The sequence below is a fragment of the Variovorax sp. H27-G14 genome (assembly GCF_046156345.1).
Taxonomy (GTDB): domain Bacteria; phylum Pseudomonadota; class Gammaproteobacteria; order Burkholderiales; family Burkholderiaceae_C; genus Variovorax.
Genome location: NZ_JAYLVN010000004.1, coordinates 402,313 through 418,159 on the forward strand (window position 1 = coordinate 402,313; position 15,847 = coordinate 418,159).

The window sequence follows — 15,847 nt, forward strand, 5'->3', positions numbered from 1 at the left end:
CATAAACAAAAAAGCCGCCCGGCCCCGGGGGGCTCAGGCGGCCTTGCGGCTGCGTTTGTCGACGAAGGGAAAGGGGAAGGGCGATCAGTCCGCGTACACGCCGGCCGACTTGATGATCGGGCCCCACTTCGCAATTTCGGCCGCGACAAACTTCTTGTGCTCGGCCGGCTCGGTGCGCTTGTCGGTGGTGATCACCGCGCCCAGCGCTTCTTCACGCTTGATGAAGCCCGGGTCCTTCATGGCCGCGTTGATGGCTTCGTTCAGCTTCTTCAGCACCGGCGCGGGCGTGCCCTTGGGGGCGTACACGCCGTGCCAGATCGACACTTCGAAGCCCTTCACGCCCGACTCGTCCAGCGTGGGCAGGTCCTTCAGGGCCGGCGTGGTCAGGCGCTTGGCCGTGGTCACGGCATAGGCCTTGACCTTCTTGGCCTCGATCTGCGACGTGGTGTTGGTGGTCTGGTCGCACAGCAGGTCGATCTGGCCGCCCAGCAGGTCGGCAATGGCCGGTGCCGTGCCCTTGTACGGCACAGGCGTCATCTCGACCTTTAGCGCGCTCTGGAACAGCAGGCCGCACAGGTGAGACGCAGCGCCCAGGCCGGCGTTGCCCAGGTTGATCTTGCCCTTGTTGGCCGCGATCCAGGCCGTCAGTTCCTTGTAGTTGTTGGCCGGCAGCGTGGGCTTGCCGATGAGCGTCATGGGCACTTCATTGACCATGCCCAGGTACTCGAAGTCGGTCTCCACGTTGAAGGGCAGCTTGCGGTACAGCGCCGGCATGGTGGACATGCCGATGTGGTTCAGCAGCAGCGTGTAGCCGTCGGGGTTGGCGCGCGCCACCTTGGCGGTGCCGATGGAGCTGCCCGCGCCGGCGGTGTTGTCCACCACGATGGTGGTGCCCAGCGTCTTCTGCATGGCCTCGGCCAGGTCGCGCGCCACGCGGTCGGTCGGGCCGCCGGCCGCGAACGGCACCACCAGCGTGACGGTCTTGCCCGCGGGAAAGTCCTGGGCGTGGGCACCGGTGGCGGCGGCAACAGCGGCGGCGGCAATGGCCGCCAGGGCGAACAGTTTCTTCATGTCGTCTCCGATTCTTCTGACAGGGGTAAAAAGGCCGCGATCTTATCGGCTGACTTGCACCTGACCTATACCGAATAGCCCTTAGGAGAGCTTCGAGATTCGCACCGCGCTGGGGCATGATCGGCCCCGGCAGAGCGTGCCGGAGGGCGCGCAGAACAACCACAAACCAGGCGGCCCCGCAGGCCGCACAGAGGAGGAATTTCCAATGGATCCATGGGTCTATCCGCGCGAGCGCTGGCTCGGCAACATCACGCTCTGGCTCGGCCTGCTGGTGTGGGTGCTGCTGGTTCTGGGCACGCTGGGCATTGCGCTGGTCTATGTGCTGCTGGGCTTCATCGGCTATGTGTTCGCGCAGTCGGCGGTCATTGCCTGGATCAAGGGCACGGGCGTGAAGCTCTCGCCTACCCAGCTGCCCGAGCTGCATGCGCGCTTTGTGGCCTGCTGCGGCTTCCTGGGCATCGAGAAGCCGCCCGAGGCCTACCTGCTGCACGGCGACGGCATGTTCAATGCCTTTGCCACGCGCTTCTTCGGGCGCAACTTCGTGGTGCTGCTGTCCGACGTGGTCGACGCCATGGAGACCCAGCCCGACGGCGTCAACTTCTACATCGGCCACGAGCTGGGCCACATCCGGCGCGGCCACCTCACGGGCCACATCTGGCGCGCGCCGGTGCTGTGGCTGCCGCTGCTGGGCGCGGCCTATGCGCGCGCCAAGGAATACACCTGCGACCTGCACGGCGAGGCCTGCTGCGAAGAGCCCGACTCCGCGCCGCGCGCCCTGGTGGCGCTGGCCGCCGGCGCGCACCAGTGGCGCAACGTCAACCTGCAGGCCTATGCCGCGCAGTCGGCGGGCAACAGCGGCTTCTGGGCGTCGTTCCATGAGCTGATCGGCGGCTACCCGTGGCTCACCAAGCGCGTGGCGCGCGTGCTCGACCGCGAAGCCCCGCTGCCGCGCCGCAACCCGCTGGCCTATGTGCTCGCCATCTTCGTGCCCTACACGGGGCGCGCAGGCGGCGGCGCGGCGGGCGCGGTGATCGTCGTGGCCGTGGTCGGCGTGCTGGCCGCCGTGGCCATTCCGGCTTACCAGGAGTACACCCGCACCGCGGTCGTGGCGCAGGCCTGGACCGAAGGCGCCGCGGTGCGCGAGGCGCTGGGCAACTACTACACCGAGAAGGAAGAAATTCCGGACTCGCTGCAGGCCGCGCGCCTGCCCGACACGCTGCCCGGCGGCGCAAAGCTCACGCTCGATGCGCTGAGCATGGTGGTGGAGGCGAGCCTGCCCAAGGGCGTGAAGGGCACGCTGCGCATGGAGCCCTCGGAGGGCGAAAGCGGCATCGAATGGCATTGCCTGGCGGGCGACGATCTGGCGGAGAAGGCGCTGCCGAAGAGCTGCCGCAAGTAGCGGTTGCAGGCCAGGGTGCAGGCCCGGCGGTCGGCCTTCGTCTTGTCCGACAGGCGGACCCGACGCCGGACGATGCGGCAGAGCGCGAAGGCTTTTACGGTGAGGCATTGAACAACCCCTTGAAGGAGTGCTTTTCACATGCCCAACGCCCGTTCTTCGTCCGCTGCTTCGTCTGCTTCTGCGCCCGCTTCTTCGGCTACCTCTTCTCTCGATGGAATGAAAATCGCGATCCTCGTTGCCGACGGCTTCGAGCAGATCGAAATGACCTCCCCGCGCAAGGCGCTCGACCTGGCCGGCGCGCTCACACGCATCGTGTCGCCGGTCGAAGGTCAGGTGCGCGGCTGGCATCACCATGACCAGGCCGACAGCTTCCCAGTCGATGTGCCGTTGCAAAGCGCCTGCGCCGACGACTTCGACGCCCTGCTGCTGCCCGGCGGCGTGGTGAACCCCGACGCCCTGCGCATCGACGAGAAGGCGATCGACTTCATTCGCGCGTTCCTGGAGGCCGGCAAGCCCATCGCCGCCATCTGCCATGGCCCGTGGACGCTCATCGACGCGGGCGGCGTCGAGGGCCGCAAGATGACCTCGTGGCCTTCGCTGCGCGCCGACCTCACCAACGCGGGTGCGACGTGGAGCGACCAGGAAGTGGTGGTCGACCACGGCCTCGTCACCAGCCGCAAGCCTGACGACCTGCCGGCCTTCAACCGCGAGATGACCAAGCTGTTCGAAGTGGCGTACGAGTCGGAAATCCAGTGACCGGCGCGGGCCGCCCGGCGGCCGCACTCGCGCACTGAACCTACACGGCCCGCGCGCCGTCATCCGATACCCTCGCTGTGTTCGCATGCCCCAAGTGGCATGCCTGATGCAACGAGAAAGTATTTACATGCCGGTGACTCCTTCCTATGTGCGCGCGCTGCGCCTTCCCCGCGACTTTGTGCTGATCGCGGTCGGCCTCGACGCGGCCATGTTCGTCATCAACATGGCCGTGCTGTTGCTGCCTTCCACGCCGGAGGCCGAGGAGATGCGCAGCGCATACGCCTCGCCCGGCGTGTGGGTCACCCTGCTCGCCGGCCTGTTGATGTCCTGGGCAATAGCCGCCGTGCTGGCGTGGAGCCACGCACGCAATGCGCTCGAACGCCTGGGCATGGCCCGCGTGGCGCTGTCGCACGATGCGCGGCTGCGCTTCGGCGGTGTGTGGGTGGTGGCGTTGGTGCTGAACTCCTACGCGCTGACGCCGCTGTTCTATGAGTTCCAGGTGATGTTCATGCCGGGCGGCCGTCTGGAGAACGTCTTCGCCTATTCGCCGCGCATCTCCATGGGCGTGGCCATGCTGCTGCAGTCGCTCGTGCAACTGGTAGTGGTCGTGCTCGGCCTCTGGCTGGCGGCGCGCATCGCATTGGCGAAAAGCCGCGTCGCGCACAGTGCGGAGCCATATGCCGATGTGGCCGATGCTGTCGATGCGCCAGAGGCCTTGGGTGTGCCGCCACGCCGCGCCATCGCCCTGCTGATCGCCACCATGTTCTCGTCGCTCCAGCTGTGGGGCAGCCTGGCCGCGGCGCGTTGGGCGTTTCCGGTGCCCGACATGAACGTGCTGGTGTTGCTGCTGACCTGGGGCTTGCCGCTGGCGGTGGGCTTTGCGCTCGCCTACTGGGGCGGCTGGCTCGGCGCGCGGCGCGGGCTGCCGGTGGTGCGCCCGTTCAGGGCCGTGGCCGCGGCGGTGCTGTCCTTTGTGCTGGTGCAGGTGGGCTGTATCGTCATTGCACTGGCGTGGCTTTTTGTGGCGATGACCACGTCGAGCGGCTTCTACAGCGGCGGCGGCATCGTCGGCTTCATCGGTTTCATCGTGGCCCTGGTGCTGGTGTACCTGGCGCTGGTGGTGGCGCTCACGCGCACCGTCACGCGCCGGTTGTACCGGCGCTATTCGTAGTTCCCGGGTGTACCGGCGCTACTCGTAGTTCACACGGGTGTACCGGCGCTATTCGCAGCTCACGGTTGCGCCGGCGCTACTTGTAGCTGCGCGCGTCCTCGATCACCTTGCCATCGTTCGGCAGGCTGCCCGGCGCCACCAGTTCGATGGTGCCGCGCAGCTTGGTCACTTCGCGCACAGCGTCGGCAATGCGTGCGTCCAGCCCTTCGGGCGCACCGGCGCATTCGAGCTTCAGCGTCATCTTGTCGTCGCCCATCTCGCCCGACACCACCAGCCGCGCGCGCTGCACTTCAGGAAAACGCCGCGCCACCTCGGCCACTTGCGAGGGGTGCACGAACATGCCGCGCACCTTGGTGGTCTGGTCGGCCCGGCCCAGCCAGCCCTTAATGCGCTTGTTGGTCCGCCCGGTGGGGCAGGTGCCTGAAAGCACGGCCGACAGGTCGCCGGTGCCGAAGCGCACCAGCGGGTAGTCGGGGTTGAAGGTGGTGACGACGATTTCGCCGACCTCGCCGTCGGGCACCGGGTTGCCGGTGCCGGGCCGCACGATCTCGACCAGCACGCCTTCGTCGATCACCAGGCCTTCGCGTGCGCTGGTTTCATATGCAATGAGGCCGAGGTCGGCGGTGGCGTAGCACTGCGTGCCCTTCACGCCGTGCGCGGCAATCCAGTCGTGCAGGCTCGGCGGAAAGGCTTCGCCGGAGACCAGTGCCTTGGTGAGCGAGGGCAGCTGGAGCCCTTTCTCTTCGGCCTTCTCCAGCAATATCTTCAGAAAGCTCGGCGTGCCTGCATAGCCTTCGGGCTTGAGGTCGACCATGGCTTCGAGCTGTTGTTCGGTCTGCCCGGTGCCGCCTGCGAACACGGTGCAGCCCATGGCATGCGCGCCGCTTTCCATGATGGAGCCGGCGGGGGTCATGTGGTAGCTGAAGCTGTTGTGAATGAGCTCGCCGCCGCGAAAGCCCGCCGCATGCAGTGCACGCGCGGTGCGCCAGTAGTCGCGCGCTTCGCCTTCGGGCTCGTAGATGGTGCCGGGGCTCGCAAACACGCGTGGCATGCGAGGCCCGCGCACGATGGACGCGAACCCGCCGAAGGGGTCGTCGGCGCGTCGTGTCTTCTGCAGTTCCAGCAGTTCCGACTTGCGCGTGACCGGTAGTTTTGCCAGTGCGTCGCGTGTCGTGACGTCTGCGGGCTTGACGCCGTCGAGGATCTTCGCGAACGCGGACGTGGCGGTCTGTGCCTGGGTGATCTGCCTGGGCAATGCTGCCAGCAGGTCACGTTCGCGTTCTGTGGGGTCACGGGTTTCTAGCTGGTCGTAGTGGTCGGTCATGTCCGTACCCTTCATCTGGTCGTGTTCAGTTCTGTTCTGCAAATGGGCGCTTTGTTCAGGGCGCTTTGTTCAGGGCGCGTGCACAGGCCGCCGGGTACTCCCCTCCGCGAATGTCCCCCGGCCTGCGGCCTCCTCCTTTATTTCGCTGCGGGGAGCACCCGACGCCCTGTGCACCAGGGCACGCTGCTGGTGCTCGCACGATCAACCCCGGCTCTGAATAACGCACACGAGGGTGGGGTGCCTTGCGCAGCGAAATAAAGGAGGAGGGGCGAAGCCCCGGGGGACATTCGCGGAGCAAGGCACCCCGCCCTCGTGAGCGCGCCCTGAACAACGGCCGACAACATGCAAACGAGACATCAAGCCAGCCACCTCTTGCGCCGCTTGTAGCTCTTCACATCCCGAAAGCTCTTGCGGTCCGCACCGCCAACGCCCAGGTAGAACTCCTTCACGTCCTCGTTCTCGCGCAAGCCCTTGGCCTCGCCGTCCATCACGATGCGGCCGTTCTCCAGGATGTAGCCGTAGTCGGCGTAACGCAACGCCATGTTGGTGTTCTGTTCGGCCAACAGGAAAGTCACGCGCTCCTTGGTGTTCAGATCTTTCACGATCTCGAACACCTCCTCCACGATCTGCGGCGCCAACCCCATCGACGGCTCGTCCAGCAACACCATCGTCGGGTTGGCCATCAGCGCGCGACCGATCGCACACATCTGCTGCTCCCCACCCGAGGTGTAGGCCGCCTGCGAACTGCGCCGCGTCTTCAGCCGCGGAAAGTAGGCGTAGACCTTCTCCAGCGTCTGCTGCACCGCCGCCTTGCCGTCCGTGCGCGTGTAGGCGCCCGTCATCAGGTTTTCCTCGATGGTCAGGTGCGCGAAGCAGTGGCGCCCCTCCATCACCTGGATCAACCCGCGCTTCACCAGCGCCGAAGGCGACAGCGCCTCGATGCGCTCGCCGCGCAACTCGATGGTGCCCTTGGTGACCGCGCCGCGCTCGCCCGCCAGCAGGTTGCTCACCGCGCGCAAGGTGGTCGTCTTGCCCGCGCCGTTGCCGCCCAGCAGCGCCACGATGCCACCCTCGGGCACGCAGAGCGACACGCCCTTGAGCACCAGAATCACGTGGTTGTAGATGACCTCGATGCCGTTGACGTTGAGAAGGATGTTGGGTTCGCTCATTGGTGTGGTCCGAAGCATTCGAAAGCGCGGCAATAAAAAGGAAAAAGACGACCGCGCTGTCGAATGGCGGCTCCTGCGAGCCGCCACGGCGTTCACGACATCAAGACTGACAGTCGGCTGCCTCGCGGCGCGTCAGCTTCTTCTCGCCCGCGTACTTGTCTGCGGCGGCCTTGGCCATCGGCTTGATGATCTGGTCGTCGGCCTGGTACCAGTCGGGCGCAATGTTCCACTTGGCGCCGTCCCAGGTTTCCATGCGCGCCCAGGTCGAGCCGATGTGGTCCTGGCACGACGTGCTCACCGGGCGCATCACGCCGGCAAAGCCCAGTGCGTCGAGCTTCTTCTGGTCGAGCGCCAGGTTCTCCAGGCCCCAGCGCACCTGCTCGCCGGTCATGACCTTGCCCTTGCCGAAGCGCTCCTGCGCACGCTTGACCGCCTCCACGCCCAGCATCGAAATGATGGCGCCGCGCGTGTACAGCACCGAGCCCACTTCGTCCTTCGGACCGGTGCCCTGGCCCTTGTCGTGCACCTGCTTCAGGATGTCCTGAATCACCTTGTTGTCAGGGCCGGAGCCGTTGAGCGCAAGCGCGTTGTAGCCCTTGGCGTTGGCGCCCACGTCCTTCACGTCGGGCTCCGCGCCGGCCCACCACACGCCGTACATCTTTTCGCGCGGGAAGCCGGTGGCCACGGCCTCTTTCAGCGCGGTGGAGTTCATCACGCCCCAGCCCCACAGCAGCACGAAGTCGGGCTTCTGCTGGCGCACCTGCAGCCAGGCCGACTTCTGCTCCACGCCCGGCGCGGTCACCGGAATCAGCGACAGCTCGAAGCCGTTCATCTTGGCGCGCTCCTGCAGCAGCGGAATCGGCTCCTTGCCGAACGGCGAGTCGTGGTACACGAGGGCGATCTTCTTGCCCTTGAGCTTGTCCATGCCGCCCTCTTTCTTGCCCAGGTGCTGGATCAGGATGTCGGCCGCGGTCCAGTAGGAGCCCATCAACGGAAAGTTCCACTTGAACACGCCGCCGTCTTGCGAGGCGGCCAGGCCGTAGCCCAGCGTGACGAGCGGGATCTTGTCGGTCAGCACCTTGTCGGTCAGCGCAAAGGTGATGCCGGTGGCTTGCGGGTCGAACAACGCAACGCCGGGGCGGCCCTTCAGGCGTTCGTAGCATTCCACGCCCTTGTCGGTGGCGTAGCCGGTTTCGCATTCTTCAAACGTGATCTTCACGCCGTTGATGCCGCCTTGCGCGTTGACCAGCTTCAGGTAGTCCTGCTTGCCGTTGGCCCAGGGCGTGCCGTTGGGTGCGTAGGGGCCGGTGCGGTACACCAGCAGCGGGAAGAACTGCTCCTTGGCCTGCTGTGCCTGCGCGATCGATGGCGCGAGCAGCGCGCCGAGGGTGCTGGCCACCAGGGCGGCGGTCAGAGCGAGCGATTTCAGTTTCATGCCTGTCTCCTTATGTGGGCACCTCGGTGCCGGGTTTTTACGAACGCGAAAACTGGTTTGACGGCTTCAATGCGGGAAGGGCCAGAGCCGCAGCTTCTCTTTGGCCGTGGACCACAGCCGCGCCAGGCCGTGCGGCTCGACGATCAGAAAGAACACGATGAGCGCGCCGAAGATCATGGTCTCCAGGTGCGAGGCCAGCGCGGTGGAAATGGAGAAGCCCAGCCATGCGGGCAACTGGTTCAGAAAGAGCGGCAGCAGCACGATGAAGGCGGCGCCGAAGAAGCTGCCCATGATGGAGCCGAGCCCGCCGATGATCACCATGAACAGCAGCTGGAACGAGCGGTCGATGCTGAACGCGGCCGGCTCCCATGCACCCAGGTGAATGAAGCCCCACAGCGCGCCGGCCACGCCGACGATGAAGCTGCTCACCGCAAAGGCGGTGAGCTTGGCGTACACGGGGCGAATGCCGATCACCGCGGCCGCCACGTCCATGTCGCGCATGGCCATCCATTCGCGGCCGATGGCGCTGCGCACGAGGTTCTTGGCGAGCAGCGCGAACACCACCACGAAGGTCAGGCAGAACAGGTACTTTTGAATCGGCGATTCGATGGGCATGCCGAACACGTTGAGGCCTGCAACGCTCACGGAGCCGGACGACGAGTTGTTGGTGAACCACTGGATGCGCAGGAAGGCCCAGTCGGTGAAGAACTGTGCAGCCAGGGTGGCCACTGCGAGGTACAGGCCCTTGATGCGCAAGCTCGGAATGCCGAAGAGCACGCCGATGACGGTGGCGCACAGGCCGCCCAGCAGCAGCGAGGCGATGAGCGGCATGCCGTCGATGCGCACCTGGAAGTTGTAGGCCGCGTAGGCCCCCACGGCCATGAATGCACCGGTGCCGAGCGAGATCTGGCCGCAGTAGCCGACGAGGATGTTCAGGCCCAGTGCGGCGAGCGAGAGAATGAGAAAGGGCGTGAGGATGGCGCGCATCCAGTAGTCGGACACACCGAGCGGCACGACGATGAAGGCCACGAGCAGCAGCACGAGGATCGCGATGCGGTCTTGCGCAATCGGGAAGATCTGCTGGTCGGCGCGGTAGCTCGACTTGAACTGGCCGTTTTCTCTGTAGAACATCTTGTTTTTTCTTTGCGTTTTTGGGGGCGGGGTGCTGGTGTTTTTTGTGCCGGTGTTTTGGTGCCGGTGTTCAGGGCGCGTGCACAGGCCGCCGGGTGCTCCCCTCCGCGAATGTCCCCCGCTTCGCTCCTCCTTTATTTCGCTGCGGGGAGCACCCGACGCCCTGTGCACCTGGGCACGCTCTGTGTGCTCGCCGATCAACCCCGGCTCTGAAAACGCACACGCCGATGGGGTGCCTTGCGCAGCGAAATAAAGGAGGAGGGGCGAAGCCCCGGGGGACATTCGCGGAGCAAGGTACCCCGTCGGCGTGGGCGCGCCCTGAACAGCAGCCACACAGAGTTGAAGCACGAGGCGTCATGCTCAAACCCGATCGATGATCTTTTCGCCGAACAGCCCCTGAGGCCGAACCAGCAGAAACACCAGCGCCAGCACATACGCAAACCAGATCTCGATGCCACCACCCAGCATCGGACCAAGATAGATCTCCGACAGCTTCTCGCCCACGCCAATCAACAGCCCGCCGATGATCGCGCCCGGAATCGAAGTGAGGCCACCGAGGATCACCACCGGCAACGCCTTCAGCGCCACCAGCGACAACGAAAACTGCACACCCAGCTTCGATCCCCAGATGATCCCGGCCACCAGCGCCGAAAAGCCCGCCACCGACCACACGATCACCCAGATGCGCTGCAGCGGAATACCGATCGACTGCGCCGCCTGATGGTCGTCCGCCACCGCGCGCAACGCACGGCCCGTGGCGGTCTTCTGGAAGAAGATGGCCAGCACCACCACCAGGCCCGCGGCCACCATCGCCGCCACCAGGTCTTCCTGGCTCAGCAGCAAGCCGCCCTCGAAGGTGCCCTGCAACACCATCAACGGCTCCTTGGGCATGCCCACGTCGATCTTGTAGATGTCGTTGCCGAAGATCGTCTGGCCCAGGCCGTCCAAGAAGTAGGCGATGCCCAGCGTGGCCATCAGGAGCGTGATGCCCTCCTGGTTCACCAGCTTGCTGAGCGCCAGCCGCTCGATGAGCCAGGCCACCACGATCATCACCGCCATGGCCGCGATGAAGGCCAGAATGTTCGCGAGGATCAGGCTCTGAAAGCCGAACCACAGCGGGAACCACTCCGAGAAACGCGCCATGGCCAAGGCCGCGAACAACACCATCGCGCCCTGCGCGAAGTTGAAAACGCCCGAGGCCTTGTAGATCAGCACAAAGCCGATGGCGATGAGCGAATAGAGCATGCCGACCATGAGGCCGCCGAAGAGGGTTTCGAGGAAAAAGCCCATGGTCAATGTCTCTCTTGTTTTTCTCCCTCCCCTTCCGGGGGAGGGTTGGGGTGGGGGCACGCGGCGCTCGATGAAGAGCTGCGTTGTCGTGAGGGCCGCTGTGCCCCCATCCCAGCCTTCCCCCGGGAGGGGAAGGAGCAATGCGGATGCGTCAGGGCAATGTTGGGCATGGCGTCAATGCTCCACACCCAGATAAGCCCGAATCACGTCTTCGTTGTTCCGCACTTCGTCCGGCGTGCCGTCGCCGATCTTCTTGCCGTAGTCCAGCACCACCACGCGGTCGGAGATGTCCATCACCACGCCCATGTCGTGCTCGATCAGCACGATGGTCGCGCCGAACTCGTCGTTCACGTCCAGGATGAAGCGGCTCATGTCCTGCTTCTCTTCCACGTTCATGCCGGCCATGGGTTCGTCCAGCAGCAGCACCTGCGGCTCCATGGCCAGCGCGCGGCCCAGGTCCACGCGCTTCTGCAGGCCGTAGGGCAGACGGCCCACGGGTGTCTTGCGATGCGCCTGGATCTCCAGGAAGTCGATGATGTGTTCGACGAACTCGCGGTGGCGCAGCTCTTCGCGTTCGGCCGGACCCCAGCGAAAGGCCTGTGCGAGCAGGCCGCTTTTCATCTTCAGGTTGCGCCCGGTCATGATGTTGTCGAGCACGCTCATGCCCTTGAACAACGCCAGGTTCTGAAAGGTGCGCGCCACGCCCATCTCGGCCACCTGGCGCGAGTTCATGTGCTTGAAGGTCTGGCCGCGGAAGGTGATGGAGCCCTGCTGCGGCCAGTACACGCCGTTGATGCAGTTCAGCATCGAGCTCTTGCCCGCGCCGTTCGGCCCGATGATGGCCCGCACCTCGTGCTCGCGCACGTTGAAGCTGATGTCCGTCAGCGCCTTCACGCCGCCAAAGCTCAAGCTGATGTTCTGCACGTCGAGGATGACCTCGCCGATTTTTCTGTTGCTCATGCCGCGGCCTTCACGATGGGAAAGGTCTTCGCCTCGACAACCTTCAGCGTGGCGCTCACCGTGCCCGTGCGCCCGTCCTCGAACTTGACCTGGGTCTCGATGAACTGCTCGCTCTTGCCGCCGTACAGCGCATCGACCAGCACCGCGTATTTCTCGGCGATGAAGCCGCGGCGCACCTTGCGCGTGCGGGTGAGTTCGTCGTCGTCGGGGTCCAGCTCCTTGTGCAGCACCAGAAAGCGCGCCACCTGCGTCTCGCCCATGCCGTCTTCACTGGCCAGGTCGGCGTTGACCTTGCCGATGCACTCTGCAATCAGCGTCAGCACGTCGGGCTTGCCGGCCAGGTCCACATAGCCGCCGTAAGCCAGCCCGCGTCGCTCGGCCCAGTTGCCCACGGCCTCGAAGTCGATGTTGATGGCCGCGCACACCTCGTCGCGCGCATTGCCGAAGCACACGGCTTCCTTGATTTGCGGAAAGAACTTGAGCTTGTTCTCGATGTAGTTGGGCGCAAAGATCGCGCCGCCCACCAGCCGGCCCACGTCCTTGGCGCGGTCGATGATGCGCAGGTGCCCCTCGCTGTCGAGCACGCCCGCGTCGCCGGTGTGAAAGTAGCCGTTGGCGTCGAGCACCTCGGCGGTGGCGTCGGGGCGCTTGTAGTACTCCTTGAGCACCGACACGCCACGCACCAGCACCTCGCCGTCTTCCGCAATCTTCAGCTCGATGCCCGGTGCGGCAGTGCCCACGGTCTGCAGCTTGACCTTGCCGTCCTGCTGCAGGCACACATACGCGCAGGTTTCGGTCTGGCCGTAGAACTGCTTCAGGTTGACGCCAATGGAGCGGTAGAAGCGAAACAGGTCGGGCCCGATGGCCGCGCCCGCGGTGTACGCCACACGGATGCGGCTCATGCCCAGCACGTTGCGCAGCGGCCCGTAGATCAACAGGTTGCCCAGGCCGTACAGCAGCCGGTCGCCAGTGCTCACCGGTGCGCCGTTCAGTATGTCGGCGCCCACGCGCTGCGCCAGCGCCATGAACTTTGCATAGAGCCAGCGCTTGGGCGCGGCCGCGTCTTCCATGCGGATCGACACGGCCGTGAGCAGTCCTTCGAAGGTGCGCGGCGGGCCGAAGTAGTAGCTCGGGCCAATCTCGCGCATGTCGTTCATCACCGTCTCGGCCGACTCGGGGCAGTTGAGCGTGAAGCCGCCCACCAGCCACTGCGCCACGGAGAACAAATGGTCGCCCACCCACGCCATCGGCAGGTAGCTCATGATGTTGTCGCCCGGGCCGAGCTTGTCGGTCTGCACGCCGCCACGGCCCGCCGCAATGAAGCTCGCATGCGTCTGGCACACGCCCTTGGGGCGGCCGGTGGTGCCCGAGGTGTAGAGGATCACGCCCACGTCGGTTGCCTCGCCGCTTGCAACGGCGCGGTCGTAGTAGCCCAGGTTGGCCTTGTCGAACTCGCGGCCCAGCGCGCGCAACTGCTCGTAGCTGATGAGCCCGGGCTGGTCGTAGTGGCGCAGGCCCTTGGGGTCGTCGTAGACGATGTGTCGAATGGCCGGGTAGCGCTCCTTCTGGATCTCGCGGCACTCCAGCAGCTTGTCGACCTGCTCCTGGTCTTCGACGAACACAAACTCGATGCCGGCGTCTTCCAGCATGAACACCATCTCGCTGGCCACCGCGTCCTGATAGAGCGGCACGGGCACGCCGCGCAGGCTTTGCGCGGCGACCACCGCCATGTACAGGTGCGGACGGTTGGCGCCGACGATGGCCAGGTTGTCCAAGGCCTTGAAGCCGAGGCTCGCCAGGCCGCAGGCCATTTCGCGCACCTCCTGCGCTACGGCGTTCCAGGTCCAGGTTTGCCAGATGCCCAGGTCCTTCTCGCGCACGGCGGGCGACTCGGGTTGGGTCTGGGCATGCGCGAGCAGCAGACGGGGGAAGGTGGGGGCGGTTGTTTGCACAGTGGGCGGATCGTAGGTCTCACTTTGACGCCCGGTTGTCGTTCCAACGACAATCCTAGGGACACTACTCCCCGGAGTTTCCCGATGCCTCAGGGCAACCTCAACCCAAACAACATGCTCAGCGGTTCCATCAAGGACCGCGTGCGCCCCCCCAGCGGCACGGAGCTCGGCGGCATTCCCTGGCTGGGCACGCTCACGCCCGCGGAGCGCCGCCGCGCCGAGGCCACGCTGGTGGTGGGCGAGGCCGAGCCCGGCGACCTGGTGTGCCGCGTCGGGCGCTCGCCCACCTACTGGTTCGGCGTGGTCGAGGGGCTCTTGAAGATGAGCAACGACAACGCCGACGGCGGCTCGGTCACCTACACCGGCGTGCCGCCCGGCGGCTGGTTCGGCGAAGGCACGGTGATGAAGCGCGAGCCCTACCGCTACAACATTCAGGCCCTGCGCCGCAGCGTGGTGGCGGGCCTGCCCATCGAGAGCTTTCACTGGCTGCTGGACCACTCCATCGGCTTCAACCGCTTCGTGATGAACCAGCTCAACGAGCGGCTGGGCCAGTTCATTGCGGCGCTGGAGATCGACCGGCTCAACAACCCCGACGCCCGTGTGGCGCGCAACCTGGTGTCGCTGTTCAACCCGGTGCTGTACCCGGGCGTGGGCGAGGTGTTGCGCATCACGCAGCAGGAGCTGGCCTACCTGGTGGGCCTGTCGCGCCAGCGGGTGAACGAGGCGCTGAACGGCCTGTCCGCGCAGGGGTTGATTCGGGTGGAGTACGGTGGCCTGCGCGTGCTCGACCTGCCGGGCCTGCGCGCGACCGCGATGTCGAACAAGAAGAACTCACCCTGCGCGGAAACGCACACGCACACGCAAACCCCATGACCCTCAAAGACCAGATCCAGATCGTTGCCGCCAACGCACAAGGCGCCTTCGTGCCGCCGAGCGAGGCGCCAAAGAACACCAAGGCCGAAGACGCCGGCCCCACGCTGGCGGAAGCGCTGGCGCGCAACGAGCAACTAGCGGAAAAGATCGAGGCGCTCGACGCCGTGCTGGCCAAGCCGCTCAGCGAAATTCTTGCCGACCGCGAGAAGGCCGACGAGGCCGCGCTCGCCTGGGACCGCTTCGGCGCCATGTGGATGCTGTCGCAGCGCGCCATGCGCCGCGTGGCGCTCGACCTGGCCGCGCAGCTTGGCGTGAGCGAGGAAGACATCGTTGCGCGCGCCATGACCAACGCCAATGCGGTGCTCAACGGGGCGGACGAGGTCGACCTCGACGGCACCATCGCGCCCGCGCAGATGGCGCACATCGCGCGGCACCGCGCGTTCTTGCGCAAACAGTTCCGTACCGGTTGAGCCACGAGGCTTTTCAATACCCCTTAACCTCCCCGCCTTCGTTCCAGAAAGACCTTTCCCGATGACCACTGCCGCCGCCTCCCACCTCACCCTCATCACCGGCGCCTCGCGCGGCCTGGGCCACGCGATGGCCGAGCAACTGCTGCAGGCCGGCCATGTGGTGCTCGGCATTTCGCGCAAGCAATCCCCCGCGCTGGCCGAGGCCGCCGCTTCTGCCCAGGGCGCCGGCGCCGAGCTCACGCAATGGGAGCAGGACCTGTCCGACCCGGTGGCCGCCGCGGCGCGTCTGTCGGCCTGGCTGCAGACCCTGGACGGCCAGCGCTTCGACAGCGTCACGCTCATCAACAACGCCGGCACGGTGGGCAACCCCGCGCCGCTGTCGAGCGCGGTGGCTGCCGAGCTGTCGCTGGCCCTGCGCATCGGGCTCGAAGCGCCGATGCTGCTGACGTCCGCCTTCCTGGGTGCCACGCGCGAATGGCGCGGCGCACGCAAGGTGCTGAACATTTCGTCGGGCCTGGGCCGCAACGCCATGGGCAGCCAGGCACCGTACTGCGGCGCCAAGGCCGGCATGGACCACTTCTCGCGCGCCGTGGCGCTCGAAGAGGCGCAGGCAGCCAACGGCGCGCGCATCGTGTCGCTGGCGCCGGGCGTGATCGACACCGACATGCAGGTGCAACTGCGCGGCGCCTCGGCCGAGAAATTTCCGGACCGCACGCGCTTCGAGAAGATGAAGAACGAAGGCATGCTCGACAGCCCCGACACGGCCGCCACCAAGGTGCTGAAGTACCTGGCGCGCGCGGACTTCGGCGCCAACCCCGTGGCCGACGTGCGCGACCCGGCCTGAGC

The 15,847-nt window shown here is 66.0% G+C and carries 14 protein-coding genes; 6 read left to right on the forward strand and 8 right to left on the reverse strand.

What is annotated here, in order from left to right; translation table 11 throughout:
- Positions 1–84: 84 nt before the first annotated feature.
- The gene (locus VLK31_RS14445; protein WP_409169088.1) at positions 85–1,071 is read right to left on the reverse strand and encodes a tripartite tricarboxylate transporter substrate-binding protein; all 987 of its coding nucleotides are present in this window, start codon (positions 1,069–1,071) and stop codon (positions 85–87) included.
- A gap of 205 nt (positions 1,072–1,276) precedes the next feature.
- On the opposite strand from VLK31_RS14445, the gene VLK31_RS14450 reads away from it, so the two are divergent.
- The 3 genes from VLK31_RS14450 to VLK31_RS14460 all read left to right on the forward strand — a co-directional run bounded on the left by VLK31_RS14450 (position 1,277) and on the right by VLK31_RS14460 (position 4,397).
- Complete coding sequence (locus VLK31_RS14450; protein WP_409169089.1) at positions 1,277–2,470, forward strand: M48 family metalloprotease; 1,194 nt, start codon at positions 1,277–1,279, stop codon at positions 2,468–2,470.
- Positions 2,471–2,686: 216 nt separating this feature from the next.
- The gene (locus VLK31_RS14455) at positions 2,687–3,226 is read left to right on the forward strand and encodes a type 1 glutamine amidotransferase domain-containing protein (protein ID WP_409169090.1); all 540 of its coding nucleotides are present in this window, start codon (positions 2,687–2,689) and stop codon (positions 3,224–3,226) included.
- Positions 3,227–3,353: 127 nt separating this feature from the next.
- Positions 3,354–4,397, forward strand: a complete 1,044-nt coding sequence (locus VLK31_RS14460; RefSeq protein ID WP_409169091.1) for a hypothetical protein — start codon at positions 3,354–3,356, stop codon at positions 4,395–4,397.
- A gap of 76 nt (positions 4,398–4,473) precedes the next feature.
- On the opposite strand, the gene VLK31_RS14465 is transcribed toward VLK31_RS14460, so the two are convergent.
- From VLK31_RS14465 to VLK31_RS14495, 7 genes are all read right to left on the reverse strand, one after another.
- The gene (locus VLK31_RS14465; RefSeq protein WP_409169253.1) at positions 4,474–5,721 is read right to left on the reverse strand and encodes a phenylacetate--CoA ligase family protein; all 1,248 of its coding nucleotides are present in this window, start codon (positions 5,719–5,721) and stop codon (positions 4,474–4,476) included.
- Between the two features lie 356 nt (positions 5,722–6,077).
- The gene (locus VLK31_RS14470) at positions 6,078–6,890 is read right to left on the reverse strand and encodes an ABC transporter ATP-binding protein (RefSeq protein ID WP_409169092.1); all 813 of its coding nucleotides are present in this window, start codon (positions 6,888–6,890) and stop codon (positions 6,078–6,080) included.
- 100 nt (positions 6,891–6,990) lie between these two features.
- Positions 6,991–8,325, reverse strand: a complete 1,335-nt coding sequence (locus VLK31_RS14475) for an ABC transporter substrate-binding protein (RefSeq protein ID WP_409169093.1) — start codon at positions 8,323–8,325, stop codon at positions 6,991–6,993.
- Between the two features lie 66 nt (positions 8,326–8,391).
- Complete coding sequence (locus VLK31_RS14480; RefSeq protein ID WP_409169094.1) at positions 8,392–9,456, reverse strand: branched-chain amino acid ABC transporter permease; 1,065 nt, start codon at positions 9,454–9,456, stop codon at positions 8,392–8,394.
- A 360-nt stretch (positions 9,457–9,816) separates the two neighbouring features.
- A complete protein-coding gene (locus tag VLK31_RS14485; RefSeq protein WP_409169095.1) occupies positions 9,817–10,746 on the reverse strand; it encodes a branched-chain amino acid ABC transporter permease in 930 nt (309 codons plus the stop codon).
- A gap of 174 nt (positions 10,747–10,920) precedes the next feature.
- Complete coding sequence (locus tag VLK31_RS14490; protein ID WP_409169096.1) at positions 10,921–11,706, reverse strand: ABC transporter ATP-binding protein; 786 nt, start codon at positions 11,704–11,706, stop codon at positions 10,921–10,923.
- Positions 11,703–13,658 (reverse strand): AMP-dependent synthetase/ligase, encoded by a 1,956-nt coding sequence (locus tag VLK31_RS14495; protein WP_409169097.1) that lies wholly within the window; start codon positions 13,656–13,658, stop codon positions 11,703–11,705. Before VLK31_RS14495 ends, VLK31_RS14490 begins: the two co-directional genes overlap by 4 nt.
- 84 nt (positions 13,659–13,742) lie before the next feature.
- On the opposite strand from VLK31_RS14495, the gene VLK31_RS14500 reads away from it, so the two are divergent.
- The 3 genes from VLK31_RS14500 (at position 13,743) to VLK31_RS14510 (ending at position 15,845) form a co-directional block, all read left to right on the forward strand.
- Entirely contained in the window at positions 13,743–14,531 is a 789-nt protein-coding gene (locus VLK31_RS14500) for a Crp/Fnr family transcriptional regulator (protein ID WP_409169098.1), read from the forward strand.
- Complete coding sequence (locus VLK31_RS14505) at positions 14,528–15,001, forward strand: hypothetical protein (protein WP_409169099.1); 474 nt, start codon at positions 14,528–14,530, stop codon at positions 14,999–15,001. Before VLK31_RS14500 ends, VLK31_RS14505 begins: the two co-directional genes overlap by 4 nt.
- 61 nt (positions 15,002–15,062) lie before the next feature.
- Positions 15,063–15,845 carry an SDR family NAD(P)-dependent oxidoreductase gene (locus VLK31_RS14510; protein ID WP_409169100.1) on the forward strand — a complete coding sequence of 261 codons (783 nt, stop codon included), beginning with the start codon at positions 15,063–15,065 and terminating at the stop codon, positions 15,843–15,845.
- The last annotated feature ends 2 nt before the right edge of the window (positions 15,846–15,847 follow it).

Coding starts and splice junctions, on each gene's coding strand:
- VLK31_RS14445 (WP_409169088.1), bottom strand. CDS start 1,071: ATGAAGAAACTGTTCGCCCTGGCGGCCATTGCCGCCGCCGCTGTTGCC.
- VLK31_RS14450 (WP_409169089.1), top strand. CDS start 1,277: ATGGATCCATGGGTCTATCCGCGCGAGCGCTGGCTCGGCAACATCACG.
- VLK31_RS14455 (WP_409169090.1), top strand. CDS start 2,687: ATGAAAATCGCGATCCTCGTTGCCGACGGCTTCGAGCAGATCGAAATG.
- VLK31_RS14460 (WP_409169091.1), top strand. CDS start 3,354: ATGCCGGTGACTCCTTCCTATGTGCGCGCGCTGCGCCTTCCCCGCGAC.
- VLK31_RS14465 (WP_409169253.1), bottom strand. CDS start 5,721: ATGACCGACCACTACGACCAGCTAGAAACCCGTGACCCCACAGAACGC.
- VLK31_RS14470 (WP_409169092.1), bottom strand. CDS start 6,890: ATGAGCGAACCCAACATCCTTCTCAACGTCAACGGCATCGAGGTCATC.
- VLK31_RS14475 (WP_409169093.1), bottom strand. CDS start 8,325: ATGAAACTGAAATCGCTCGCTCTGACCGCCGCCCTGGTGGCCAGCACC.
- VLK31_RS14480 (WP_409169094.1), bottom strand. CDS start 9,456: ATGTTCTACAGAGAAAACGGCCAGTTCAAGTCGAGCTACCGCGCCGAC.
- VLK31_RS14485 (WP_409169095.1), bottom strand. CDS start 10,746: ATGGGCTTTTTCCTCGAAACCCTCTTCGGCGGCCTCATGGTCGGCATG.
- VLK31_RS14490 (WP_409169096.1), bottom strand. CDS start 11,706: ATGAGCAACAGAAAAATCGGCGAGGTCATCCTCGACGTGCAGAACATC.
- VLK31_RS14500 (WP_409169098.1), top strand. CDS start 13,743: ATGCCTCAGGGCAACCTCAACCCAAACAACATGCTCAGCGGTTCCATC.
- VLK31_RS14505 (WP_409169099.1), top strand. CDS start 14,528: ATGACCCTCAAAGACCAGATCCAGATCGTTGCCGCCAACGCACAAGGC.
- VLK31_RS14510 (WP_409169100.1), top strand. CDS start 15,063: ATGACCACTGCCGCCGCCTCCCACCTCACCCTCATCACCGGCGCCTCG.